Annotated in this window: 23 protein-coding genes; 12 read left to right on the forward strand and 11 right to left on the reverse strand. The window is 37.8% G+C overall.

Annotated elements, in window-relative coordinates; all coding sequences use genetic code 11:
• Window positions 1–99 precede the first annotated feature (99 nt).
• Window positions 100–2043 (reverse strand): threonine--tRNA ligase, encoded by a 1944-nt coding sequence (gene thrS / locus HMPREF1116_RS07040; protein WP_000614812.1) that lies wholly within the window; start codon window positions 2041–2043, stop codon window positions 100–102.
• 317 nt (window positions 2044–2360) lie between these two features.
• A complete protein-coding gene (locus HMPREF1116_RS12350; RefSeq protein WP_001228473.1) occupies window positions 2361–2732 on the reverse strand; it encodes a hypothetical protein in 372 nt (123 codons plus the stop codon).
• A gap of 204 nt (window positions 2733–2936) precedes the next feature.
• On the opposite strand from HMPREF1116_RS12350, the gene rpsO reads away from it, so the two are divergent.
• Complete coding sequence (gene rpsO / locus HMPREF1116_RS07045; protein ID WP_001018251.1) at window positions 2937–3206, forward strand: 30S ribosomal protein S15; 270 nt, start codon at window positions 2937–2939, stop codon at window positions 3204–3206.
• A gap of 305 nt (window positions 3207–3511) precedes the next feature.
• Here the strand turns inward: rpsO and HMPREF1116_RS07050 are convergent, their stop codons facing one another.
• The 7 genes from HMPREF1116_RS07050 to HMPREF1116_RS07075 all read right to left on the reverse strand — a co-directional run bounded on the left by HMPREF1116_RS07050 (window position 3512) and on the right by HMPREF1116_RS07075 (window position 9721).
• Window positions 3512–5191: a recombinase family protein gene (locus HMPREF1116_RS07050; RefSeq protein ID WP_000185355.1), complete on the reverse strand. Its 1680-nt coding sequence runs from the start codon at window positions 5189–5191 to the stop codon at window positions 3512–3514.
• A gap of 74 nt (window positions 5192–5265) precedes the next feature.
• Complete coding sequence (locus tag HMPREF1116_RS12455) at window positions 5266–5388, reverse strand: hypothetical protein (protein WP_000623951.1); 123 nt, start codon at window positions 5386–5388, stop codon at window positions 5266–5268.
• On the reverse strand, window positions 5381–6151 hold the full coding sequence (locus HMPREF1116_RS07055) for a replication-relaxation family protein (protein ID WP_000411027.1): 771 nt from the start codon (window positions 6149–6151) through the stop codon (window positions 5381–5383). The genes HMPREF1116_RS12455 and HMPREF1116_RS07055 overlap by 8 nt, the downstream gene beginning before the upstream one ends.
• Complete coding sequence (locus tag HMPREF1116_RS07060; protein ID WP_000828560.1) at window positions 6138–8288, reverse strand: type IV secretory system conjugative DNA transfer family protein; 2151 nt, start codon at window positions 8286–8288, stop codon at window positions 6138–6140. The genes HMPREF1116_RS07055 and HMPREF1116_RS07060 overlap by 14 nt, the downstream gene beginning before the upstream one ends.
• Before the next feature lie 162 nt (window positions 8289–8450).
• Window positions 8451–9056 carry an MT-A70 family methyltransferase gene (locus tag HMPREF1116_RS07065; RefSeq protein WP_000193479.1) on the reverse strand — a complete coding sequence of 202 codons (606 nt, stop codon included), beginning with the start codon at window positions 9054–9056 and terminating at the stop codon, window positions 8451–8453.
• A 155-nt stretch (window positions 9057–9211) separates the two neighbouring features.
• Window positions 9212–9454 carry a hypothetical protein gene (locus HMPREF1116_RS07070; RefSeq protein ID WP_001004208.1) on the reverse strand — a complete coding sequence of 81 codons (243 nt, stop codon included), beginning with the start codon at window positions 9452–9454 and terminating at the stop codon, window positions 9212–9214.
• A 9-nt stretch (window positions 9455–9463) separates the two neighbouring features.
• Entirely contained in the window at window positions 9464–9721 is a 258-nt protein-coding gene (locus tag HMPREF1116_RS07075) for a hypothetical protein (RefSeq protein WP_000937459.1), read from the reverse strand.
• Between the two features lie 202 nt (window positions 9722–9923).
• On the opposite strand from HMPREF1116_RS07075, the gene HMPREF1116_RS07080 reads away from it, so the two are divergent.
• The 7 genes from HMPREF1116_RS07080 (at window position 9924) to HMPREF1116_RS07105 (ending at window position 19498) form a co-directional block, all read left to right on the forward strand.
• On the forward strand, window positions 9924–11165 hold the full coding sequence (locus HMPREF1116_RS07080) for a hypothetical protein (RefSeq protein ID WP_000394417.1): 1242 nt from the start codon (window positions 9924–9926) through the stop codon (window positions 11163–11165).
• A gap of 76 nt (window positions 11166–11241) precedes the next feature.
• Entirely contained in the window at window positions 11242–11685 is a 444-nt protein-coding gene (locus HMPREF1116_RS07085; RefSeq protein WP_231161335.1) for a hypothetical protein, read from the forward strand.
• A 107-nt stretch (window positions 11686–11792) separates the two neighbouring features.
• Window positions 11793–13943, forward strand: coding sequence for a Dam family site-specific DNA-(adenine-N6)-methyltransferase (locus tag HMPREF1116_RS07090; RefSeq protein ID WP_000921213.1), 2151 nt, complete (start codon window positions 11793–11795; stop codon window positions 13941–13943).
• On the forward strand, window positions 13940–14716 hold the full coding sequence (locus HMPREF1116_RS12355; protein ID WP_007555287.1) for a hypothetical protein: 777 nt from the start codon (window positions 13940–13942) through the stop codon (window positions 14714–14716). The genes HMPREF1116_RS07090 and HMPREF1116_RS12355 overlap by 4 nt, the downstream gene beginning before the upstream one ends.
• A 26-nt stretch (window positions 14717–14742) precedes the next feature.
• Window positions 14743–15957: an AlwI family type II restriction endonuclease gene (locus HMPREF1116_RS12360; RefSeq protein WP_231161337.1), complete on the forward strand. Its 1215-nt coding sequence runs from the start codon at window positions 14743–14745 to the stop codon at window positions 15955–15957.
• 68 nt (window positions 15958–16025) lie between these two features.
• A complete protein-coding gene (locus HMPREF1116_RS07100) occupies window positions 16026–18638 on the forward strand; it encodes a TrlF family AAA-like ATPase (RefSeq protein WP_000614969.1) in 2613 nt (870 codons plus the stop codon).
• A gap of 482 nt (window positions 18639–19120) precedes the next feature.
• Window positions 19121–19498, forward strand: coding sequence for a hypothetical protein (locus HMPREF1116_RS07105; protein WP_000275054.1), 378 nt, complete (start codon window positions 19121–19123; stop codon window positions 19496–19498).
• 63 nt (window positions 19499–19561) lie between these two features.
• Here HMPREF1116_RS07105 and HMPREF1116_RS07110 read toward each other — a convergent pair whose 3' ends face one another.
• Complete coding sequence (locus HMPREF1116_RS07110) at window positions 19562–19897, reverse strand: hypothetical protein (protein ID WP_000410469.1); 336 nt, start codon at window positions 19895–19897, stop codon at window positions 19562–19564.
• Window positions 19898–19972: 75 nt separating this feature from the next.
• On the reverse strand, window positions 19973–20476 hold the full coding sequence (locus tag HMPREF1116_RS07115; protein WP_000410613.1) for a DUF6900 domain-containing protein: 504 nt from the start codon (window positions 20474–20476) through the stop codon (window positions 19973–19975).
• Between the two features lie 526 nt (window positions 20477–21002).
• Between HMPREF1116_RS07115 and HMPREF1116_RS07120 the strand changes: the two genes are divergently transcribed.
• The 4 genes from HMPREF1116_RS07120 to HMPREF1116_RS07135 are packed head-to-tail and all read left to right on the forward strand — an operon-like array spanning window position 21003 to window position 24515.
• The gene (locus HMPREF1116_RS07120) at window positions 21003–22049 is read left to right on the forward strand and encodes a FecCD family ABC transporter permease (RefSeq protein WP_000624116.1); all 1047 of its coding nucleotides are present in this window, start codon (window positions 21003–21005) and stop codon (window positions 22047–22049) included.
• Window position 22050: 1 nt separating this feature from the next.
• A complete protein-coding gene (locus HMPREF1116_RS07125; protein WP_000365190.1) occupies window positions 22051–22806 on the forward strand; it encodes an ABC transporter ATP-binding protein in 756 nt (251 codons plus the stop codon).
• Between the two features lie 22 nt (window positions 22807–22828).
• Entirely contained in the window at window positions 22829–23839 is a 1011-nt protein-coding gene (locus tag HMPREF1116_RS07130) for an ABC transporter substrate-binding protein (protein WP_000749360.1), read from the forward strand.
• Window positions 23820–24515, forward strand: coding sequence for an alpha/beta hydrolase-fold protein (locus tag HMPREF1116_RS07135; protein WP_000176108.1), 696 nt, complete (start codon window positions 23820–23822; stop codon window positions 24513–24515). The genes HMPREF1116_RS07130 and HMPREF1116_RS07135 overlap by 20 nt, the downstream gene beginning before the upstream one ends.
• Window positions 24516–24580 lie beyond the last annotated feature (65 nt).

Genomic DNA, 24580 nt, shown 5'->3' on the forward strand with positions numbered 1-24580 from the left:
CCCCAAAAGTTAGATTTTTTCTGTCTAACTTTTGGGATGCAGTTCAAAATAGTTGTTGCTTTTTTATGTAGATGGGATTGTTATCCCAGATTTTATCGTTTATTTTTCAACTCGTGATTTGTTGGCAATATCTGCAAGAATCAATTCTACAAATGCATCTACCGGCATAGTTTCAGTTTCTTTTTGACCATAACGGCGAACGTTTACAGCCTTCTCTTCCATTTCCTTGTCACCAACGATCAATTGGTAAGGAATTTTTTGAGTTTGAGAAGCACGGATCTTGAATTGCATTTTTTCATTGCGTTCATCCACATCGGCACGAACACTACGGTCACGTAGTTTCTTAGCTACTTCCCAAGCGTAGTCCACGTGTTTTTCGTTAGAAACTGGGATAAGAGTTACTTGGTGTGGGGCAAGCCATGTTGGGAAGGCACCCTTGTAGTTTTCAATCAAGATAGCTGTGAAGCGTTCCATAGTTGAGATAACACCACGGTGAATCATAACTGGACGGTGTTCTTCACCATCAGCTCCGATGTATTTAAGGTCGAAGCGTTCTGGAAGCAAGAAGTCAAGCTGGATAGTAGAAAGAGTTTCTTCTTTACCAAGGGCAGTCTTAACTTGGATATCCAATTTTGGTCCGTAGAAGGCTGCTTCACCTTCAGCTTCAAAGTAGTCAAGTCCCATGTCATCCATAGCTGATTTCAACATACGTTGAGCATTTTCCCACATCTCATCGTTATCAAAGTACTTGTGAGTATCTTGAGGGTCACGATATGATAAACGGAAACGATAGTCAGTCAAGTTGAAATCTTCGTAAACGTCGATAATCAATTGAAGTGTACGTTGGAATTCATCTTTAATTTGTTCAGGTGTTACGAAAGTATGACCATCATTAAGTGACATTTCACGTACACGTTGAAGCCCTGTAAGAGCACCAGATTTTTCATAACGGTGCATCATACCGATTTCAGCAATACGGATTGGCAATTCACGGTATGAGTGAACGTGGTGTTTAAAGACCTCAATATGGTGAGGACAGTTCATTGGACGAAGAACGAATTCTTCACCATCACCCATATCCATAGTTGGGAACATATCTTCACGGTAGTGATCCCAGTGACCAGAAGTCTTGTAAAGTTCTACTGAGGCAATTGGTGGAGTGTAAACGTGTTGGTAACCAGCGGCGATTTCCTTGTCGACGATGTAGCGTTCCAATTCACGACGGATAGTCGCTCCATTTGGCAACCAGAATGGAAGTCCTTGACCAACTTCTTGAGAAATCATAAAGAGATCCAATTCTTTACCAAGTTTACGGTGGTCACGTTCTTTAGCTTCTTCACGCATTTGAAGGTAGTTCTTCAAGTCTTTCTTGTCAAACCAAGCTGTACCGTAGATACGTTGCATCATAGCGTTGTCGCTATTTCCACGCCAGTAAGCACCAGCTACGTTGAGAAGGTGGAAGATTTGGATGCGACCTGTTGATGGAACGTGTGGGCCACGGCAAAGGTCTACATATTCACCTTGACGGTAAATGGTCAAACCACCTTCGTCTTCTGAGTGTTCTTCAATCAATTCCAATTTGTATGGATCGTTTTTGAAAATTTCACGCGCTTCATCCTTGGTCACTTCCTCACGGATTGATGGGAAGTTTTCTTTAACGATTTTCTTCATTTCTTCTTCGATACGAGGAAGATCTTCGTTAGAGATTTGACCAGCTTGGTTATCTGTATCGTAGTAGAAACCATCTTCGATAGCTGGACCGACACCCAAGTGAATATCTGGGAAAAGGCGACGAGCTGCTTGAGCGAACAAGTGAGCTGCTGAGTGACGCAAGATTGGAAGGGCATCTTCGTGATCAGGTGTCACGATTTCGATGCTTCCGTCTTCAGTGATAGCACGAGTTGTGTCAATGAGTTTGCCGTTAAATTTACCAGCAAGAGCTTTTTTAGCTAGGGAATTGCTGATAGATTGAGCAATTTCAAAAGTTGTAACGCCAGATTCGAATTCACGAACAGCGCCATCTGGGAAAGTAATTTGAATCATGATTTTCTCCTTATATTGGTTATCCATTATTTCTAAAGTAGAAGTGTTTCCCTATTTGCAGTTTTAAATCAAGAAAAACAAAAAGCGACATCCTAAAAAGGACGTCGCAACGTGGTTCCACCTTCATTTATGTACAACAAAAACTGTTGACACCTCTGATTGGCTCTAACGTGGCCACCGTTTTATGTTTGCATAAAAGTCAGTAGAGTAGTATCAGTTTAGGCTTCCTATGCGTTCTCAGCAACCACGCACTCTCTAAAAGAAAGATTCTAAGTGACTTGTCTCTATGCATTATTATAGCATGATTGCGAGATTTTTCAAGGATTTTGTGAAAGTTTTTTGTTTTTCAGTTTTTGAACCAGATACCTGATAGTGGCACCAATAACTGTACCTAGTAGAATAAGAATTTCATAGGCTAGGAAATAAACAATGATAAATTCTCTGAAAGGAATGATAGTAAATCCATAGAGCAAGCAACTACCTAAAAGCCAATGTAGTGAAAAACCAAAACGGTAGCTATAAAGAAGAGAGACTATAAAAACTACAACAGGCGAAATGATGAATATATTTAAAAGATAGAGCTCCGTTAGTTTTGGATTCTGTAATAGTAGTATAAATAATCCATAAAGTGGACAATAAAAGAAAAATACGACCAGATAGTAGGGGAGATATTTGAACAATTTACGCATGGTAATCACCTCGTTATAAAACTATCAACTTAGATATCCTTCCTATGAATATTATAGCATATTTGCAGTAAGAATAGTAAATCAGTTGACAAAGAAGTTAGTTATTGGTAGAATAGAAATTGTCGTAAAGACAAATAACTTCTTCTTGGTTACAGGCATGCCAACCTGTCACTCGGATGAAGCCAAATAAAAAGGAGAAACATCATGGCAATCTCAAAAGAGAAAAAAAATGAAATCATCGCACAATATGCACGTCACGAAGGTGATACAGGTTCAGTAGAGGTTCAAGTTGCTGTCCTTACTTGGGAAATCAACCACCTTAACGAACACATCAAACAACACAAAAAAGACCACGCTACTTACCGTGGATTGATGAAGAAAATCGGTCGCCGTCGTAACTTGCTTGCATACTTGCGTAAAAACGACGTTAACCGTTACCGTGAGTTAATCAACTCTCTTGGACTTCGTCGCTAATTCAAGATACAAAGGCCGTCAAAAGCACAAAGCAAAAATAGGAAAATTGACGAAGAAACTTCAGTTTCTAGGAGATTTTATCTTTTTTGCCAAGTGCTTAGGCCGTGTTCAATTGAGCACATCTTGAAATAAGGCTACTCGATTGAGTAGTCTTTTTTTATTTTTGTCACCTTACCTCGATATACTCAAGTATAATCTTCGGTTACGGTTCCTAGCACTGTAAGGTAAAATAAACCAGATCTTCTCCCTTAGGTGTATTATCACCCAGCAGTCGGATTTTATATTTATAAATGAGTAGTTATCAGCTACTCATTTTCTTTGTTTACATTTCCAATAAAGTTGTAATGAATATCAATTTTAATAATTCGGTTACGTTTCGTGCCTTCTGGTTTATGAATCACAATTTTATCAATCAGAACATTCAAAATCTCGGTCGTCAGTTTCTCGATATGCGTGAATTTCCGAATCCGCTTAATAAATTGCTCAATATTCTGGCTATCGGCTTCATTTTTGCTCAATTCGGATTTCAAGTTACTTAAAACTTGATTTAGTTCGTTTTGTTCTGCTTCATAATTTTGCGTCATTTTCATAAAGCGTTCATCAGATACTTTGCCCAAAACATTGTCTTCATAGAGTTTTTGGATGAGCTGGTCAATTTCTTCACAGCGTTTTTCCTTTTCCAAAACGACTTTTCGTTGTTGGGCAGTTTTTCGGCTGGATTCTATTTCGAATCTCTTTTGAAGTGAGTTAAAAAATCCTGTTTCATCTATTTGAATCTCCTCAATCAAGTCATTTAACTCTCGAAGAACTAAAGCTTCCAGTTCAACTTTTCGAATATAATGGGGATTTTCACAGCGGTCGAAGGTTTTGGCATATTTCGAACACTTGTAATGGTCTAAATTTCGTCCATTTTTATCGTGAGCACAGAAGTAATGCTTCGAACCACAAGTGCCGCAAAATATCAATCCTGCAAAGAGATTTTCGTGCCCTTTTTCAAAGCGTGGCTTGGATAAAATGCGTTTGTGTTGTCGCATTTTTTGCACAATATCGAAGGTTACTTGGTCGATAATCGCTTCGTGGGTGTTTTCAAAGATAAGCCAGTTTTCTTTGGGATTGTAAATTTTCCTTTTATCTTTAAAAGAAATCTTGGAAGTGCGGTGATTTACGGTGTGCCCCAGATATTCGGGACGTTGTAGGATTTTTTCAATAGTTGCAACTTGCCACGCATAGCGACTATAGCTAATGACATTAGTTTTATCTCCTACACTTAATCTGCGATAAGATGGCGTCTCAACCTTGTCGTGTTCTAAACCTCGAGCAATTTGTTTTAAAGATTTACCCAATTTAACCTCTTCGAAAATTCGCTTTACAATTTCTGCACCAACTGGGTCAATCAGCCACTCTTTTGGATTATCGGGATTTTTTCGATAACCGTATATTGCCACAGTGGTTAATCGTTCTCCAGCCTGTGCCTTGGCTTTTTGCACGGCACGAATCTTCTTAGAAGTATCTCTCGCAAACCATTCATTAAACAGGTTGCGAAGAGGGAGTAGGTTGGCGTCATTATCGCTTTGCTTTAGGCTGTCGTAGCTATCATTTACCGCAATACACCGAACATTGTTTTCAGGAAAAGTCATCTCTAACAACTGTCCAGAAAACAGATAGTTTCGAGCAATCCGAGATAAATCCTTGGCGACAAAATTGCGAACTTTACCAGATTCAACTAGCTCCAGAGCCTTTTGGATGGCTGGACGGTTGAGAGTCACTCCACTAATTCCATCATCAATGAAGTAAATAGGGTTCGGCAGGTGTTCTGCTTCGGCGGTATTTTTCAAAACCATTTTTTGGTTAATAATTGAGTTGCTATCTCCGAGATTACCGTCATCTTGGCTAAGCCTGCAATACAAAACGCTAATGTCGGTTAAGTCCTCAAACTTCACCTCCGTCCAATCTGGAATCTGCCTTGTTAATGTGCTGTTTGTCATCGTGTCTCCTTTCAATGCACTCTAACCCATGGACAGGATACCTCGAAAGGGCGAAGAAGTCCAGTGTTTGGGGGCTATTTTTCCTGCAAAATCAGCTTTTCCAGCAGCTCTTTCAAACTTTTCGAACCGCCAAACTTTCGGCTAATCCTAAATGTTACTCGCCCAATTTTGGTAATTCGTTCTTTTTTGCTAATCATCTGTTCGTCCTCCAATCCATTCACTAAATTCCTCCAATGTCAACACTTGAAACATTGGCTGAAAATTATTCAACTCATTTTCTAACTTTCTCGAAATCGCCTCTTTTCGCTTCTCATCTGGCACAACCCACAAAACCAAAGGGAAGACACCATGCAATTCTCGCTGTTCAATGCCTGTTTGGTAGTAGGCGATGTATTTTTTACACTGGTTAGCCACTCGATTTAGGCTTTCGGTCGCCATATCGATTTCGCAAAAATAACTGTCCTCGTATTCGCCCAAAACCAGCTGGGCAAAAGCATCAGGTTTGAGAAAAATCTTCTTGCCCGAAAAGGTAGCGTAGGTGCGGTGGCAGGTGGGTTCAAAATCGAACCATTCCAGCTGGATTTTGCCAGCTTCTTCCAACAATTTCAGAAAAACATACGCTTGTGTCACCGCCAGCGTGTGTTCCAAGTGGTGGGCGGTGGGTTCATACTTATTTTTAAAGCGTTGTGGACGGTGTAATGCTTTCAACCCTTTTATCGTTATATACCAAACGAAACTACCTGAACCTGCTCGCACGCCACCGATTCGCCGTTCGAGGTGATTGATGAGTTGGCGATTTTTGATCTGGTTTAAAAGCAAGTTAGCTCTTCGGAAAGCAGTTCGCGAATGCTGGCTATCCTGAAAATAGAGGGCAACAATCTGCTTGGTGGTCGCATAACGGCACTGGGCGAGTAGGGTTAAAATCTCTCGTTCTTTTTCCGTTAGTTCAATTTTCTCCATTTTGTCCTCCTCGCTTCTTCCGTCCTAAGTTTTCGGGCGGCGTTTCATCTTTCTTGTTTTGAAGTGGGATATTTTCGAAATTGACTAAATCGTCGCCGTAGCGTTCCAAACTTTCGGCATAAAGTTCATCAATTGGCTGAGCATTTTTCGAAAGAGGCAGACTTCGCCCTGAAACCCACTTGAAGTAGTTGTAAAAAATCGGCATTTGGGCATAAAAATGAAAAGGGGCGAGGGTCATAAAATCTTCGAAAGTGAGTTCTGGAGCTTGGCTGGCAAGTTCCTTAGCTTCGTGGTGTTCCAGCGTGAAAATGATTTTACTGCGACAATTACTCAAAATGCTGGTACGGAGAGTTGGTGGCAGTTGCGTCAGGTGCTGGCTGGCAAGAATGTAGCCCACTTTCATCGAACGAGACACCGCGAGGGCATCCTCCAAATCCACAGGGAGCTTAAGGAATTGTCCCAGCTCATCAATGTAAATGGGCAGGAAAGGGCGATTTTCGGGGGCGAGACGGGCTTGGTGGAGGGTTAGCTGGTAGATGTAGTTGGTGATAAGTGACCCTATAAATTTAGCGTTTGTCGCCCCAATCTGCCCTCTGTTGAGGTTAACCAAGACTACTTTTTTACTGGTGAAAAGCTCCATCAGGTTAAATTTTTTCGAAGTAGAGGCAAGCATGGCTCGCAGTTCTTTTCGAAGCAAAAGCTGACGGATTTTGTTTAACACTGGCGAGATTAACACCTCACGGTTGGCATCGCTTAGCTGGTTGTAGCCCTGCCAGAAATCCAAGATAAAAGGGTCGGAAATCTGACTTAATAGTTGATTTCGAAAGACAGGATTGGTTAAAAACTGAGGTAATTGGGATAAATTAGAATTTTCAACTTGTGCCATCACGGTTAAGGCGTGGCTGAGTACATCAACCGTGCGAATACCCCAGTTGTCGCTGAAAAGTTCTTGAAAAAGATTGAGCAACATATCCGCCACCAGCTCAGGCGAGGTGTAGCGAGTCAGGTCAAAGGGGTTGAGACCGATAATTTTGTTGCTGGAGCTGGGGTCGATGATAACCAAATCCGCTCGCCGTTCTTTTGGAAAATGAGCCAACACTTCTCGTACCAAATCGCCTTTTGGGTCAATTAACAGCGTACTTCTACCTACCTGAATATCTGTTAAAATGAACTGGGCGAGTAGGGTAGATTTCCCGACACCCGTTCCACCTAAAACCAATAAATGTTGAGTGGCGTCTCGAGGTAAAATCTGTAGCGGTTCGTTTTTGATACTTTCACCAAACTTTCGAACAGGCACATCTGGCACTTTATAGCCCAAAGGCAGGTGGAGAATTCTGGGGTGAATATTGGTAATCCCAGCCAGCTCGCCTTCGCCAATCGGGGCAAGCCAAAAACTGGCAACCTCCTGCGAAGAAAGGGTGAGCGGAAAAGCCCACGGAATTTGAAGCTTATTCACTTTCTCGCTTGAAATCGGGGTGAGAAAAAATTCGACACCGCTGGATTCTAACATTCGAAAGGCTCCTAAAACGGTATGGTATAGCTCATTTTTGCGAAAATGGCTATCACTTCGCACGCCAATCCGTACATCTGCTTGAAACTGGGCGTGGCGGAGTTTTTCCCGAATCAGCTTATCGGCGTCTTTGGAAAGCTTTGGGATATTCCCAGAAATCCACTGCCACCAAGTAGCGTTAAGGTGCGACAAATCCCGAGCCAGCGGTTGTGGCGGACGCGACTTGCCCACCACAACCTGCACGCAGATTTCCTCCAATGGTTTGAGGTGATGGCACAGTGCTAAAAAGGAACGAGTGAAATTTTCAACGCCGTCTGTTTTGAGGCTAAAATGATTGCGCTTGATAGCTACACGCCAAGATTCTTCGGCTGGTTTTCGCAAGTTAGATGATATTTTAGAAAACTGAATATCATTTGAAACCTGCAACATTTTGTGTAAATATGGCATGTCCAGTGGGTCGCTGAGAAGCAGATATCGCACCTTATTTTTCATTAAACGAATCTCTAAAGCAAAGGGTTGGCGTCTGGTGTAGCCAGACAAGCGCACCATCAAATCCAGTATATCTTGAAATTCCACGGGGCGAGTGTAATCCATCTCGAACGCTTCAAAATTTGTTGGGCGTTTCATCGGTTCACCTCCAATCTCTTTTGTTTTTCCAGTAGCGAAAGGCAAGCATTCCGCCACCAATGAACAGAACCAGCAGACTCAAAGGTAGGGCAATTTCGATTAGGCAGTGAACCGCCCGATTGACCAAATAAGCCAGCAGAACGAAAAGCAAGGTGTAGCCAACTATTTTTTGCACACTTCATCATCTGCCTTTCTGTAGTCAATGGGATTTTTAGAATATTGAGGAACGGGATAGTGAGAGATAATAATGTCGCTCTCAACTTCATTACCCCATATAGCCCATTTTTTATTGGAAGACACGGGTCGCCTTGCAAAGAGCTCCAAATAATCTGGTTCAGAGCAGCGTTCGATGATAGCAAAGAGTTCCTCGGGCTTATGGCTATGGTCTTGTTTGGGGAAGAATCCCCAATTCATTTGACCTTTAAACTTGATAGGAGCTTTTCCACGAGTAGCGAAAATGACATGCTCGGTGGAATTTCGTAGGTAAGTTCCCAGGCCGAGCGTTGGCTTGACCCAAGTGAAAATACTTTTTGGCTCAAATCCCCACGCCCGAATAATATCGTAAGATTCTTCCATATAAGAGTTGGAAGTCCAAAACCAGAGATGGGCGTTGTCTGCAGCGATGTCCTTGATGGGCATATTGCGGATTTCCTCGTGGCTCATCAGGTTGTAATGCTTGCAGGCTCCGTAGCTACCCGTTTGGTTCTTCATATAGGGAACATCAGCAAGGATGGTTTTGAATTTCTTTGGTTGAGTTGGTTGTGTCATTTTAAAATCCTTTCTGTTTGTGACGCTCCGAGCATACCAGAAACCGCTAGCAAAAGGGAGCATAAGCAGTTTATGGATTAGGAGCGATGAGAATGGTGCTGTATCTGTTAAGGTGCTATCATATTGCTGTTTTGTTCGGTGATGTAAAAATTACTTCACTTTCGAAATTCTTTGAATAGTTCCGCCTGAGCTGATAGGAATGCCTCATTGACGGCTTGCCTTTTTTCGAGAAATTGAGCTAGTTCAATTTCTTCCTCGGTATAAACTGGAGGCAGAGTTGTTGGCTTGGTTTGAGGTTCGCCCTCAGCTTGTAAAGCAAGATACACCACGCAGGCAATCACACCAGCCACAAAGCCCAGAGCTACCGTAACGATAAGAGGGATAAGGAGTTCGTTCATAGCTAGACCTCACTTAATTTGTTCAGAAGCCACGAGTGTGAACATCTTGATGATGAAATCCGTTCGCTCTTTGGCGTGGGGAGTTCTGGCAAGAATGTCCGCCTCGAGTTTCGAAAGGTCACCAAGCTTATTGAGGATGTCCGCCGTCAGAAGCTGATTCTTCTGAAGAACAGCCATTTCTTTGGACAGAGTTTTTGCGACCTCCAGCTGAAACGGATGGGCAAGTTGTGGCATGATGTCGGTTTGTTTGGTTTCTTGTGGAAGCATAGTTTTTCTCCTTTATTCTTTGATGAAGTGTGTAGCAGTTATTCGCCTATAAGTGAGTCCTCCTTTCTCTACCACGCCCGAGCTCTGGTGTGATATAATGTTGTTAGCTAACTGATGGTTTAAGTATATCACCGACTGATTAACCTGTCGTTGTGAAAAAAGAGCCTAAAGTTGTGGTCACAAGTTGGAGGAGGAAAAAGCTATGGAGTTTATTCGATTAGGAACTTTTTGCCAAATTATCAATAGTTCACTTCTTGAGAAAATAAATTCTGATTTTGAATTTAAGAAAAACCAAGAAAGTGTCGTAACAATGATATTGCGTATCTTGTCTTATGATTCAAATGATGAGTTGGATAAAAAATACAATGGGGAAGATGGCGAGAAAGTATTGGATAAACCTTACTGCAGTAAAATTTGTAAGGGAACGGAAAAAATCCATTTATCCCTCCTGCAATTTCTACAAAAAGATGATTATATAGAGCGAATTTCAATTGTAGAAGGGCAGTTTTCAAGTATTGCAAGCGATGACTACTTTTCGAAATCAGTCGCTTGTCGTAAAATATTAGAGCTTTTTACTTCTCCAACTTACAAGATTATTGAATTCATTGAAAACCCTAACATTGAGAATCGCTGGGAAATTGATGTCAACCAGTTGGAGGAACTCTATAAAAATAAGGAATATGACCGATTTTTAGCGATTTCTTTGGTATTTATTGCCACTTATATCTCGAATTTAGATAAGAAACACCAACCAGAACTTCAGGAAATTGCTTCTTTGCCAGAGGTCTCAAGTGAGATGTTTGATTCTATTTGTCGTGGCAGATGTTTTGACTCTTTTAGACGCAAAATCCGCATCATTCCACGCAAGGCAACAAAAGATTTTCTTATCAAAGGTGAAACTGTTTTTGAATCGAAGTTTGTTAATCCAAGGCTGATGGAAGACGGAAAATTGACCTATTCTTTCTCTTTCGAAACAAAAGAGGAGGCTGAAAATCATCATTTGAAGGTTACAATTAACGGAGAAGAGTTGGAAGTTCACTCGAGACTCGATACAAGTTACGACAGCGTCTACCCCTACAAACTGATTCATTCCGTTCACGATATACCACTTCAACGCTACTACGAAGTAAAATTAGAAGTGGAACAAATCCGCAAATGTCCTGTTTTTCAAACCTCTTATCGTTTGACTGCACCGTGCAAAAGTTTTAAAGTTGATGTTAGTGTGATTGGTGAAGATAAAGACGATTGGGTAACTTCGTTTAATATGTTTTCGCAAGCCAAATATCGTGATTCTAAACGCAATCGTATTAACACGATACCTGGTAGCAATGCGGACAGTGTTGATATCAACCAGTGGATTTCAGAACGAACGGGTTACTCTTTAAATGTTCGTCCTAAAAGAGACAAATGGCTGGATTATATTCCAGATATTGACAAAACATAAATATTAGTGTATAATAAAACCATAAAATTTAATATTTTCGCAACTTTCCAGAGAACTTCTGAGAATAGTTAATCCCTTGCGTTCGGTAGAAAATGAAACAATCTACCGAGCAAGCGGTAGAAATCTATTTTTAGAGGTAACTCAGATGTATTCAAAACGCTACAAACAAATCATTTGGAATGATACTGCAGCTAATCCTTACTCAAAGGAAAATCTTGCTCGTAGATTATTAACTTATACCGACGATGCCGAGAAAATTCAAGCATTAACGGGTTTTAACGAGAAAAAGCAAGAAGCTTTAAGGGGGAAGAATAGTCAAGCAATAAAAGCTTTTGATGATTTTATTCTTCATACGATGGAGTGTCAAAATCAAGGTATTGATTTTAGAAGTTCCAGAAACGGAGCAGATTTAGACACTGCTGTGATGGAAGTTTTATCTTTGACTGAAGAACAGTATATTTTGCATAAACAAAATATACTAAGGCGTTTAGAGCGTGAACGAAATAAGCGTTCCGTTTAATCTCAAGACCTATTATGGGTCTTTTCTTTATTTTACGCATGAATATTGCTTGGATAATTCATTCAAATATGATATACTCGTTACTGTAAAAGGAGATGGATGCCTAAATGTTGAAAACACAAGAAATTGCTGATAAATACGGTATAACAAGACAGACATTGAATAATTGGATGCAAAAGGGAATAATTTCTCAACCTCGAAAGAATAATCGTTCTGCTTATGAATGGGAAGAAGAAAATGAAAAAGAGATTGTAAGAGTAATTTCAGAAGAAATTCCTGCAAAATATTATGTTTCAAATAAAGAGACATTGAAAATTGGAAATCGACGCTATCTTGGAAGTAAACAAAAGATGCTCGATTTCATATTAAAGACAGTATCAGAAAATATCGGAAATATCGACAGTGTAGCGGATATATTTGGTGGAACAGGTGTTGTTGCAGACCTATTCAGAAAACAGAATAAAAAAGTTATAGTAAATGACATACTCTATAGCAACTTCGTTTCCTTTCAAACTTGGTTTTCGAATGAGGATGTAGATATTGATAAAGTTTCTCAGATAATTGACGAGTTAAATAATTTATCCCCTAAAAAGGGGTATGTTTCTAAGAATTTTGGTGGTGCATATTTTTCTGAAGAAAATGCTGGAAAGATTGACTCAATTCGCGAAGAAATTGAAAAATATAAATCAGGCAATCAGAGAGAGTATTTCATGTTACTTACTAGTCTACTCTATGCTATAGATAAAGTAGCTAATACTGTAGGTCATTATGATGCTTATAGAAAAAAAATGGACTCAAATAAGAAAATATATTTAAGAGTTCCTGAGTACAATAAAAATGATTGCAATAAAATCTATAATGAAGATGCTAATAAATTAGTTAAAGAAATTTATGCAGACCTTGTTTATATTGACACGCCATATAACTCACGTGGTTATGAAAATGCCTACCATGTTTTAGAAAATATTGCTGAATGGAAAAAACCAGAGGTAGAAGGTGTAGCAAAGAAGGCAGTTAATCGTTCAGAAAAAGGTTCTGACTATACAAAAAGTAAAGCCCCTCAGGCTTTTGAAGATTTGATTCTAAACATTGACGCTAAATATATATTGGTTAGCTATAATAATATGAATAAAAAGGGTAATTCACGCTCAAATGCTAAAATTTCAAATGAAGAAATAATTGAGATTTTATCGAAAAGAGGCAAGGTTCAGGTATTTGAAACTAATTTCGCACCTTTCACAACAGGTAAGTCTAACATTGAAAATCATAAAGAACTACTTTATTTATGCACCATCTTCCCTGATAATAGAAAAGAAGAAAAGTTAATAAAAAGTGCTCTTAACTATACTGGAGGAAAGTATAAGTTGCTTCCTCAGTTGTTACCTCTTTTCCCTGAAAGCTATGATAATTTTATTGACTTATTTTCTGGTGGAGCAACAGTTGCAGTTAATCTCTCTAATATTAATAAATCAAATAAGAAAAAGTATATCGTCAATGATATAAGCAAGGAAGTAATCGATTTTTATAGATATTTAGAAAATCAAAAAGATGTAACGGTATTTTTGAATAAAGTAGAGAAAGCTATAGAATTCTATAAACTTTCGAATACACAGAAATATAGCTACGATTACTACGGTGTAAACAGCTCTGCAGGACTGGGTTCGTATAATAAAGAGGCTTTTCTAAAACTTCGTCAAGATTACAATAAGAAAAATTATAATAAATTTGATAAGGAAGTGTTATTTTATCTATTAATTGTATTTGGTTTTAACAATCAAATCAGATTTAATAACAAAGGAGAGTATAATCTTCCTGTAGGTAAGCGTGATTTTAACGCTAATATGAAATCTAAACTAATTACGTTCATTCAAGTTTTACAAAATTACAATTTTATTATCCAATCTTGCGATTTTCGTAAAACTATAAATCAAGTAAATAAAGGAGATTTTGTATATGCAGACCCTCCTTATCGCATTACTACTGCCGCTTACAATGAAAATGGTGCGTGGACATTAAAGGATGATTTGGATTTGTTCAAGTATTTAGATAGCGTGAATGATAAGGGAGCCTATTTTGCTCTTTCTAATGTTGTCATTCATAATAATAAAGAAAATAAAGAATTGGTGAAATGGGCTTCAAAGTATAATTTACACGTATTGGATTACCATTACAATAATAGTAATTATCAGTCTAAGGCAAAAATGAGTAATACTGTTGAAGTCTTGATTACAAACTATAATTCGAAAGGTGATATATGAGGCTAAAAGAGTCAACAAGCATTTTTAATATGGGTGATACGAGTATTCGTGTTAAAGAAGTTGTCCCTATCTACAAACAGATTTTAAAAACTCTTCAAAAGCATAATCAGTCAAATCAGAAATGGAACAATGAAAGCCAAGCAAGTTTTTATTCATCAGTTTTAAGTGATTTTGCAAAAGTTGAAACAGAGGATGGAATTAACCTTTTTGGGAATTTGAATAGAAATGAAATAACTGGCTTAGACAAAAGAGGGAGAACTCTAACAAATGCTCTTGTTAAAATTGGTTTTATTAACTATGACAGAAAATTATCTCAAGTTGGGTTGAATTATATTTCTGAAACAGAGCAAGCTTTTGATAAATTAGAAGAACTTTTTGGTTTAACAATTGATAATCTTGTTTATTTTAGGCAATTATTGAAGCTTCGTATATATGATAGCAACTCTGATAAATACTTCTATAATTTCCGTTTTGCTCTTGCTTTTTTGAATAGATATAGTAAAGTTCCTGTTAAAGATTTTCTATGGATAGTAGAAAGCATTAAGCCAAACTTTTCAGAAGAAAAAATCAAAGCTATTATCAATAATTACCAATCTGTTTATGATAACAATAAAACTTTTGAACAGTATAGAGATGAAGAATTTGCTAATCATATATTGATCCCTGAAAGAGTGTCTGAAGCCCACAAAATGTTTGATATTGAAGATTTTTCGGATGAAAACTTCAAAAAACTTTTTCCAAATCGAAAGAAAAGAATAGTAATAAAAGTTTAGAATATAAAAGTTTTGTTCTTTCAATTATAAAATTTATAGAAGAAAAGACAGAACAGTCATTAGAAGAAATGATGAGTCTTTCTAAACAAGATGCTATTAAGAAAGCTTTTGGAGACGGTAAGGCTATTTTCAAATATAAAAATAAAGATTCTATTCAAGAGTTTATAACTAAAAACAGTGATAATTCATTGCTATCAGGTCAATATTTGGATATATATTATACGTTTGCATGGTCTAAGCATAATGATTTGATTAAAGAATACAGTGATATGTGTAAAAGAATATTTTCTTTATCTGGAGTAATCAGCTTTAATCAAGGAGTTGTATCGCTTGGTCAGCCTTGGATTTTCCCTAAACTTTTTTCTCTACTAAATGATAATTTTAATATATCTGGTGAAGAAAGTTATGAAGAATATGAAAATAATATAAAGAGTTCTTTTTATCAAGATATTTGCCTATCAGATATTTTAGAGTTATCTAATAGGCAAGTCTTAGAAATACAAAATCAGATTGCAGAAGAGTTTGGCATTCCTGATATTGCAAATATCAAACAATTTGTAGCAGACAAACAGGAAAGAGAATTTAGGGAATTTGTTGAACAGGAATTTGATATCACTAAAGTATCTGAAATTTTGAGTTTCATTTCTCAAAGAAATGATAAGAAAGTTCAAGAGCTTGTTACGGATAATGCTTTAGTTCCTACTATTTTCGAATATATATTGGCTATTGCATGGTATTATATATCAGGTAAGAGGTTTCAACTTAGAAAATCCATGCAGTTAACATTTTCTGCTGATAACCTACCACTATCACATGCTGGAGGTAATAAAGGGGATATTGAGATTGAATATAGCGATAAAATGCTTTTACTTGAAGCGACATTAATGGATAAATCAACTCAAAAACGTGGTGAGTTAGAGCCAGTTATACGTCATTCTGTAAATTTAGCATTATCTACTAATAAACCGTTGCAAACAATATTTGTAGCTAATGAAGTAGATGATAATGTAGTTAATATTTTTAGAGCTACATCATTTATTCAGTTGAATGGAACATTAACAAAAGGTAGTGTAAAAGGGTTAAATATATTCGCTTTAACGATTCCAGAAATTATAAATATTTTGGATAAGAAGATTAATGAGCAGAGAATTTTTGATAATTTAGATGATTTTTCAGATATGGAACTTCACAGAATAGAAAATGGCTGGCGTGAAAAGATAGTGTCTGAAATTTTAGCATAGTCTGTAGGAAATTCGAGTAATTATAGGGTTTTGCATAAGATAATTTGATGTAGAAAGGTTTGTATTCAATGATTCAAAAAGAGCAAGAAAGAGGGTCGGAATTTAGAAAATGGGATTTACATATTCATTCTCCCTACACAGTACTAAATAATAATTTCGGATTATCTGATGGTAAGGGAAATGTTGATATAGATAAATTCATCAAAAAAATAAAGGATGAAGGTATCTCAGCTATTGGTTTAACTAATTATTTCAACTTTAGTGATGATGATTTTAGATTAAAGGATAGGCTGAATAAAGAAGGCATTGCAACTTTTTTAAATCTGGAAATTAGGCTTTCATATATAAATAAATCTGACCAGCTTTTTGATTATCATATAATTTTTGACAATAAATTGCCTGATATTATTATTAAAAATCTATTAGGTCAACTAAAGGCTAATATTGGTAGCACTAATAAATCTTTTAATACTTTAACAAGTAGCGAAATTGAAAATGTTGCAAATATTGATTTAAGTCAATTATTGAAAGTATTAAATAATGACAAAGAGCTAAATGGACGTTTTTTGACAGGGTTTCTTTCAAGAGGTCACGGTAGTGCTACCAGCGATTCTGACCCTAAAAATGGTGCAGTATATGAAAATATCTGTGTTAACTCGGACTTTTTGATACATTCAAGTTGCGATAATCCAGCAACCTGTAAAGATAGAAAATGTAAACACAATAATATTTTGATAGATAGGAAATTTTGGCTTGATAAATCACGGTATATAAAACCACTACTTCAATCCTCAGATGCTCATTCTTTGGAGCAAATAGGAAGTAAATATTCTTGGGTGAAGGCGGACTTAACCTTCGATGGTTTGAAGCAAATAAAGTATGAACCAAAATATCGCATCAGTGTCGACAAAGAAAAGCCAACTCTCGAAAAGGATGAGCTTGTCATTGATAAGCTTGTATATAGTGGGCAAGATATTTATCTATCTGAAAATCTGAATACAATTATCGGTGGACGCTCGACTGGTAAATCAACTCTCTTAAACTCTATAGCTAAAAAGCTGGAGCAAAAGCTAAATGATGATTCATATTTTTTTGAGAATATGGACGACTTTCATATTATTTGGAAAGACCAGCAAGAAAATAATTACAGAAAAATAGAGTATATTCCTCAAGAGTACATGTTTACTTTGGCCAGAAATAATAAGAAACTTAAAGATTTGGTAGGAAATATTATTCAATCCAAAGCAATGGACTCCGAATTAAAGAAATATGAGCAAAATTGCACTACTTTACATCTTGAAATCAGAAACTTACTCGATACTTATAAAGAGAATCAAAAAAATATCAATGAACTAATTAAGCCAGAAGCAGAAAAACAAGCCACTCAAAATCGAATAAACACATACGAATCAAAGAAAAAAGAATTATTAAACGAAGGTGCGATAACTGAGGAAGAAAGAGAATTATTTGAAAGCCAAAATCAAGAATTGCAGTTATTGAAAAAACAAAAAGAGATTCACGAGTCTGACTTGCGATATGTATCAAGTATTCCTCCTATTACGTTTGAATTTAGAAGTTTTAGTAATTCAATCTCTCCTTCACCAGAACTTATGATTAAAATTGGTCAAATAACAGCTCGGTTGCATGATTCCGTCAGAGAACAGCAGGAACATGAAATTAGGGTAATCAAGTTAGAAAAAGAAAGTCTAATCAAAGCTAGTGAAAATAAAATTGCTGACATAGAAAATGATGACATACACAAGAAATGTGTTGAGGCAATGAAAAATAATTCAGAGATAGCGAGGTTAAATTCTTTAATCAAGAATGAAGTTGATATTTTAGCTAAAATTGAGGCGTTTGAGAAACAAAGGGATGACTTCAATAAGTTAAAAGAAGAAATTCAAGAAGAAATTATTTCGAAATATAAGGAATACTCCAATATTAGAACTGAATTGTTGAATAATTTCAAGATTGAAGATGATAGTGGAGACAACTTAAAGATTTCAGTCAACTTCTCTTTAATTGATTTAGAGACTGAATTTGATTATGTGAGTGCTCGAGGTCGATCAAAACAAGACTTTATAGAAAAAATGACAGTTGCTTTTGATGAAGTTGTCGATTCAATATTTGACGAGGATAGTCTTGCATTTAATGGAAATAGGGACAAGTTCAGTCATATTGAGCATTTCTTCACTACTAATTTTTACGAATATAGTTTTGAGATTGAATATCAAGGTGATAAATTCGAGCAAATGTCTCCTGGTAAAAAAGCATTCATTGTATTAAAACTGATATTGGAATTCTCAGATAGTAAAATTCCTGTATTAATTGACCAGCCTGAAGATAGTTTGGATAACAGGGCAATATATAGTGAATTGACAAAATACATCAAAAAAACTAAAAAGAACCGACAAATAATCATAGTTACTCACAATCCCAATATAGTTGTATCTGGTGATGCGGAAAATATTATTGTAGCTAATCAGCAATCTGATAATTCTCCAAATCAAAATGGTAAGAAGTTTGATTATGTAAATGGTGCTTTAGAGAATCGTAATAATAATTCTAAATCTGAATTCATACTTCAAAAATACAACATCAGAGAACATGTATGTGATATTTTGGAAGGTGGAGAAGACGCATTTATGAGGAGGGAGAAAAAATACAGCATTAGCCGTTAATTTGCTACTTAGCAGGAATAAATTTTAGCTCGAGGAAACTCGGGCTTTTTGGTTGGATGAATGCTTGTGAACAGTGGAGAAAGACAAAATATTTGAGGCAAATCGATTGTTTCTTGCGTTCGCTTCGTCTTTCGGTTCGGGTTGCTTAACTTTGCAACAACACCGCCGTTTCAGCCCCACTTTGGCACACGACTTATTGTGTCTTTACACAATGTTTGTCTATATAGAGGAGGACGGAGGATTCTTCAAGAAAATATTCGAAGCTTTTTATTTCCTTTTTTTGCTTCTATTGCGATGGATTTCCTTTCGAAAATCTCCAGCAGTTGAGCTTTTCACAACTCCACACTCTAACAAAAATACCAGCAAAAAACCTGCATTTTAGCCAAAATATCGATGTAAATTAAACTCAAAAATAGGCTGGACTTCATTGGCAAAGAGAGTTATGATGGACAGGTAAAAGAAATTTAACAGATAGGAGTGATATGTATATCGATTTAGAAACGGAAATGTATCTACAAAAATTAGACAGCGAAATCCGCCAGCAAACATATTGGGGCGTTGTGCCAGAAATGCCAATTGAGTGGCAACCAGACCAGTTAGGATTTTATCTTAGCGACCCGATATCTTTGCCTGCATTTTTAACGAAACTGCGAGTTTTTGAAAAAGGTTTTGCCTTTGATTATATTGAAGAAGATGTTTTCGAACGCAAAATAACAGTTTTCGCCATTAACGAAAACAAAGAAAAGTTTCTTGCGAAAATTGAAAAGTTGCTCGATTGCCAAAGTAAAGGTGAGATGTGCGAAACCTTGCTTTATATTTGGGCAACGCCAGTGACCTATATCGATGAGGCGGTTTGTTAGCTGAAATTTACGACAAAATTGCCCCAGTTTTGCGACTGGGGCGTTTGTTTTGCTTTGAAAAATTTAATTGTTACATTCAAGCTTGATATTCAAAACATCGACCTTTTCTTCTTGTAATCTGTAATTCCAAACTTCCAATTCTTCCAAATCTTCCGTCCTGCAACAATTGGCATAATATTCTTCGGCACGCTCTGGATTAAGAAAACGACAAGTATAAACCCAAAAATCTTCGTCCGTGATGGGGATTTTCACTTCAAAAATAGGATTGGAGAACGCATCCCCCACCGTGTAATCGTGCAATTCTCCAAAATTTGTCAGGTGAACCGTTTCGATTTTTGGGAGCCTTGGTTCGACTTCAAATTGTTGGCTAGTTTCGTGGTTTTGCTTGAATTTTTCCATATTCCTCCTTGTTTTATTCTTCCGTTAAAATTTCTCGGCTTAAAACGGTTAATTCTTCTTGCCGAAGCTGGCTCATTAGGCGAGAAAATTCCTCGTCTGGAGCGTCATCCATCTGGTGGTATAATTCTTGCATGAGTCTTGCACGAGGGCTGGATTTTCACACTGCACGCGGTAGCAGAGTGTCTGGCTGGGGTTAAGGTGGTAGAAAACCTCAAAATTTGGCTGAATTATATCGCCCCAGTAATAGTCAAAATTTTCGAAAGCCTTTAGCTTGGTTTTATTGCCAATTTGAAGCTCGGTAGGAACTGGGGCTTCTTGCGAAAGTTTGCCCAGCTCATAACTCACCCAAAGCATCTCCTTGAGCGCCCACACCGAAACATCATGAAAATCTTGGTTGTCTGAATTTTGTCGCTCAAGCGTAGCAATTCTGTCAATCACGCTGGCGACCGTTGCAATTTCTTGGTCTCGGGTGGCGTCTTCGTTTTCGAAATTATGAATGTGCCGAATGCGGTCTTGAAGTAACGGCTTGCTTATTTCAAACTGGTTATGTTGAATATTTTTATTGGTAAATTTTTCCATCTAAATCTCCTTTGCTTTATTAGTGTGTCCATCATAACTCTCCATGTGGGAAGAGTCAAGCAATTTTAAACGAAAAACCCAGCGACTTGGAATCGCTGGGTTTAAGAGATTAGAGTGGGTTTGGTGTTGGACTGCTGGGTGACAACACACTATTCGGGGAGATTTTTTTGTTTCACTAAAATTTTTGTACAATCTTCGGCTTGCCGCCTAGTCTATAAACGTTTTATCCAGCAAGAATAGAGCTCTCTAATTTCAGAGAGCTTTTTTATTTTCGTTACCTTACCTCAATATACTCAAGTATGTTCTTCGGTTAGGATTCCTAGCACTGTAAGGTAAAATAAACCAGAAAGGTCTCCCTTCGGGGAGATTTTTTAGTTTCATTAGGATTTTAGCCTGAGCTCAATCAGCTCTCTAGTTTCAACAGTCTTTTTAGTCTGTATCTTTCTAGCCTTGTTCCAGATTTGGAAATGTGGTATACTATTTATGAAAATTGTCTAAATTTTTAATTTTATTAAGGGAGGGTTTCATGATTTCCAAATCTTCTGGAAGCCATCAAAACCTGCGATATGTTTTTCTCCTAGCTCTGTTGCTCGGAGCTTTGGGTGTCTCTCTGTTTCTAGCTGTTTCTATGGGGTCTGTTCAGATTAGCTTGAGTGATACTTATAGAATTATTTTAAGTAAGATGGGGGCCCCTCTGGACATAGGAGACCTTTCGAAGTCTACACTTGCTATTGTTTGGAATATGAGATTACCACGGGTTTTTCTTGGTTTGATAGTTGGTGCAGGCCTTTCCATGTGTGGTAGCGTCATGCAGTCAACGGTCAATAATCCAATCGCAGAACCTTATGTTTTAGGAATTTCTGCTGGGGCAACCTTTGGTGCAACTTTGAGTATTATTCTTGGTTTTAAGGTCATGATTGGTCTTGGCTCTTTCCTTGGAGCGCTTGTGGCAACAGTTGCAGTCCTTCTGATTGCTTCCATGCAAGGCAGGATGACAACTTCAAGCCTGATTTTATCAGGGACAGTTGTGAATGCACTATTTTTGGCTTTTTCAAACTTTATTATCTCAATTGGCGCTAATGCTGATAGTGTCATGACCATCAAGTTTTGGACCATGGGTTCTTTAGCGGGAACTTCCTGGACTCACTTAACCTTGCCAACTATAATCGTGGGAATTGCTTTTTTATTTTTCTCTACCCAATATCGTGTTTTTAATGCCATGATGATGGGTGATGAGGCGGCTTTGACCTTAGGGATTCCCCTACGTTTTTACTGGTATCTTTATGTGACGATTGTGGCTATAATGACAGCAATCTTGGTATCGACCTGTGGGATTATTGGTTTTGTTGGTCTCATCACACCTCATTTGGCACGAAGCTTGGTGGGGACAAATTACAGAAGACTTTTTCCGATAGCTACTTTGCTCGGCGCACTTTTTGTTGTTTGGGCAGATGTCCTTGCTCGTGTCTTGATTCAAAATGCTGAGCTGCCGATTGGAATTTTTACAGCTCTAGTAGGTGCCCCTTTCTTTATCTACATGGTTGGAAATAGACGAGGGGAGGTGAAGGTCTGATATGGATTTAATGTGCCAGGATATTCACTTTGGAATCGGAGAGAAAAAAATTCTCAAAGGAGTGTCGCTCAAACTGGAGGGCAAGCAATTTCATACCATTTTGGGACCCAATGGAAGTGGGAAAACTAGCTTGCTGAAACTCCTCTATCGACAGGAAAAGCCTGATCAAGGCTTGATTTCTCTAAATGGAAAACCCTTGGAACAAATGAGCGTCAAGGAAACGGCAAAGCAGATGGCAGTCGTCACGCAGTTTAATCAGTTACAATTTGATTGTAGGGTTGAAGAAATCGTCATGCTGGGTAGAACGCCCCATCTCTCTTTCTTACAAAAGGAAAAAGAAAAAGACTTTGCCTTGGTTGAGGATGCTTTGGTCAAGGTAGATCTGCTCGAAAAGAGAAGTCGTCTCTACTCTTCTCTATCAGGAGGAGAGAAACAACGGGTTTTATTGGCACGCGCCTTGGCCCAAGAGCCGACACTCTTGCTCTTAGACGAACCGACCAATCATTTAGATATCAAGTACCAGCTAGACTTGTTGACCATTGTCAAACATCTCAATATCAATGTACTAGCAGTATTACACGATATTCAGCTAGCTTGTCGCTATTCAGACTATCTCTATCTAATGAAAGAAGGAGAGATTGTTTACCAAGGGACTCCAAAAGAGACCATCACACCAGAGTCTTTGCAGGCTGTCTATGGTGTCCAAAGTAGGGTTACTTGGACGGAAGACCAACAAGCCATGATTCACTATTTATAAAAAATGAAAAGGAAAACAAAACATGAAAAAATCACTCAGTATTTTGCTCCTAACAGTAGCTACCTTAACTTTAGCAGCTTGTGGAAATAGTGCAACAGAAAAAGCTAGCACACAATCAAGCGCAGAGACAAGTCAAAAATCCACTACAGAAACCAACTATCCTGTAACCATCAAAACTTATGATGCCAAAGGAAATGAAGTCGAACAAGTCTTTGAAAAGGCTCCTGAAAAGGTCATCACCAACAACCTATCAACAACTGAAATCCTACTTGAACTTGGTTTGAAGGATAAAATTGCTGGTATGCTCAATCCTGATAATGCCGTAACTGGTAAATACAAGGAAGCCATTGAAGCCATCCCTCATATTGGTGATAAAAAATCAGTCTCACAAGAAACAGTTCTTTCTTATGAACCTGATGCCTTGATGGGACGTAATATGATGTTCTCTGAAAAGTCAATGGGAACTATCAGCGCTTGGAATGAAAATAAAATCCCTGTTTATACGCAAAAAGCCTCACTATCAAATATCCAACAGGATTTGGGAAATATCGTTGAAGATGTGAAGAATCTTGGTACCATTTTCAATGTTCAAGATAAGGCAAACCAATACGCAGAGCAATTGCAAGCTAAAATCGATGCGGTTAAAAAAGCTAATCCAGAAACACAGGGTGAAAAGAAAAAAGCTTTGATTATGGTTGCTTATAACGATGAAACCTTTGGTGCCTACAAGTCAGCACTTCAAGAAAGTTTGCTCAACCAACTTGGTTACACAAATGTCGCAACAGGAACATCTGGCTTGACCTTGGAAAATCTAGTATCAATGGATCCAGAGTTGATTATCTATGTAACCAGCGACCGCAATCAAAAGTTGGATGAAAAAGCAGTGGATTTGATGAAGGCAAATGCTGTTTTGGAAAATGTACCAGCAATCAAGAATCAAAAAATCATGACCATCTCTTACGATGAGTTGATGGACTACGGTCCTGCAGTGATTGATTCACTTGAAAAAATCAATGACTTTATCAAGAAATAAGGAGTTTAACTGGGAAGGGATTCGTGTTAGAGTCAGTCTTCCTTCAAACTATGACTCTAAACAAGCCTATCCAGTTGTGCTCTTAAACGATGGGGAACTGGATTATTTATCAGACCTGTCCCAATCTGTGATTTTAGTGGGTTTGGTTCCAGAAAACCGTCTGGATGACTTTACACCTTGGAAAGCTAGTTCTTTGAAAGAAGGGGCTCCAGATTTTGGTGGAAAGGTAGATGCCTACAATCAAAAGGTCTTTCAAGGGATTCTAACAACTCTAAAAAAATCCTACTTGATTGATGAAAGTAGGATTGCTTATGGTGGCTATTCACTGGGCGGTCTTGCTGCTGTTTATAGTCTCTATAGCAATCATCTACCTATGACCTGTATTTTCTCTATCTGTGGTTCCTTCTGGTATCCAGACTTTATAGACTTTTGCAGGGAACATGACTTGATACAGAGCCAAAGCCTGATTTATCTACAAAATGGTCAGACAGAAGGTGCCAATCATTCCAATCGTCTATCTAAGGCTCCTGTTTTTGCAAGGGATCTACATAATTTAATTTCAGAAGCAGTTCCCTCAACATATTCCACCTTTGATGCTTATGGGCATCATGAAGCTCTCGACCAACGCTATCAACATTTTTGTGACTGGCTAAAAAAAGAGTGGAAGCTTACGTAAAAATCTAATACTCTTTGTTTAGGATGGACAGAGAGTATTTTTCTTGTCTTTATTCGGGTACATTT

This window comes from Streptococcus sp. SK140, assembly GCF_000259525.1.
In the GTDB taxonomy this organism is placed as follows: Bacteria; Bacillota; Bacilli; order Lactobacillales; family Streptococcaceae; genus Streptococcus.

Excerpts from the sequence above, each read along its gene's own strand:
- thrS (WP_000614812.1), bottom strand. The coding sequence starts at position 2,043 with ATGATTCAAATTACTTTCCCAGATGGCGCTGTTCGTGAATTCGAATCT.
- HMPREF1116_RS12350 (WP_001228473.1), bottom strand. The coding sequence starts at position 2,732 with ATGCGTAAATTGTTCAAATATCTCCCCTACTATCTGGTCGTATTTTTC.
- rpsO (WP_001018251.1), top strand. The coding sequence starts at position 2,937 with ATGGCAATCTCAAAAGAGAAAAAAAATGAAATCATCGCACAATATGCA.
- HMPREF1116_RS07050 (WP_000185355.1), bottom strand. The coding sequence starts at position 5,191 with ATGACAAACAGCACATTAACAAGGCAGATTCCAGATTGGACGGAGGTG.
- HMPREF1116_RS12455 (WP_000623951.1), bottom strand. The coding sequence starts at position 5,388 with ATGATTAGCAAAAAAGAACGAATTACCAAAATTGGGCGAGTAACATTT.
- HMPREF1116_RS07055 (WP_000411027.1), bottom strand. The coding sequence starts at position 6,151 with ATGGAGAAAATTGAACTAACGGAAAAAGAACGAGAGATTTTAACCCTA.
- HMPREF1116_RS07060 (WP_000828560.1), bottom strand. The coding sequence starts at position 8,288 with ATGAAACGCCCAACAAATTTTGAAGCGTTCGAGATGGATTACACTCGC.
- HMPREF1116_RS07065 (WP_000193479.1), bottom strand. The coding sequence starts at position 9,056 with ATGACACAACCAACTCAACCAAAGAAATTCAAAACCATCCTTGCTGAT.
- HMPREF1116_RS07070 (WP_001004208.1), bottom strand. The coding sequence starts at position 9,454 with ATGAACGAACTCCTTATCCCTCTTATCGTTACGGTAGCTCTGGGCTTT.
- HMPREF1116_RS07075 (WP_000937459.1), bottom strand. The coding sequence starts at position 9,721 with ATGCTTCCACAAGAAACCAAACAAACCGACATCATGCCACAACTTGCC.
- HMPREF1116_RS07080 (WP_000394417.1), top strand. The coding sequence starts at position 9,924 with ATGGAGTTTATTCGATTAGGAACTTTTTGCCAAATTATCAATAGTTCA.
- HMPREF1116_RS07090 (WP_000921213.1), top strand. The coding sequence starts at position 11,793 with ATGTTGAAAACACAAGAAATTGCTGATAAATACGGTATAACAAGACAG.
- HMPREF1116_RS12355 (WP_007555287.1), top strand. The coding sequence starts at position 13,940 with ATGAGGCTAAAAGAGTCAACAAGCATTTTTAATATGGGTGATACGAGT.
- HMPREF1116_RS07100 (WP_000614969.1), top strand. The coding sequence starts at position 16,026 with ATGATTCAAAAAGAGCAAGAAAGAGGGTCGGAATTTAGAAAATGGGAT.
- HMPREF1116_RS07105 (WP_000275054.1), top strand. The coding sequence starts at position 19,121 with ATGTATATCGATTTAGAAACGGAAATGTATCTACAAAAATTAGACAGC.
- HMPREF1116_RS07110 (WP_000410469.1), bottom strand. The coding sequence starts at position 19,897 with ATGGAAAAATTCAAGCAAAACCACGAAACTAGCCAACAATTTGAAGTC.
- HMPREF1116_RS07115 (WP_000410613.1), bottom strand. The coding sequence starts at position 20,476 with ATGGAAAAATTTACCAATAAAAATATTCAACATAACCAGTTTGAAATA.
- HMPREF1116_RS07120 (WP_000624116.1), top strand. The coding sequence starts at position 21,003 with ATGATTTCCAAATCTTCTGGAAGCCATCAAAACCTGCGATATGTTTTT.
- HMPREF1116_RS07125 (WP_000365190.1), top strand. The coding sequence starts at position 22,051 with ATGGATTTAATGTGCCAGGATATTCACTTTGGAATCGGAGAGAAAAAA.
- HMPREF1116_RS07130 (WP_000749360.1), top strand. The coding sequence starts at position 22,829 with ATGAAAAAATCACTCAGTATTTTGCTCCTAACAGTAGCTACCTTAACT.
- HMPREF1116_RS07135 (WP_000176108.1), top strand. The coding sequence starts at position 23,820 with ATGACTTTATCAAGAAATAAGGAGTTTAACTGGGAAGGGATTCGTGTT.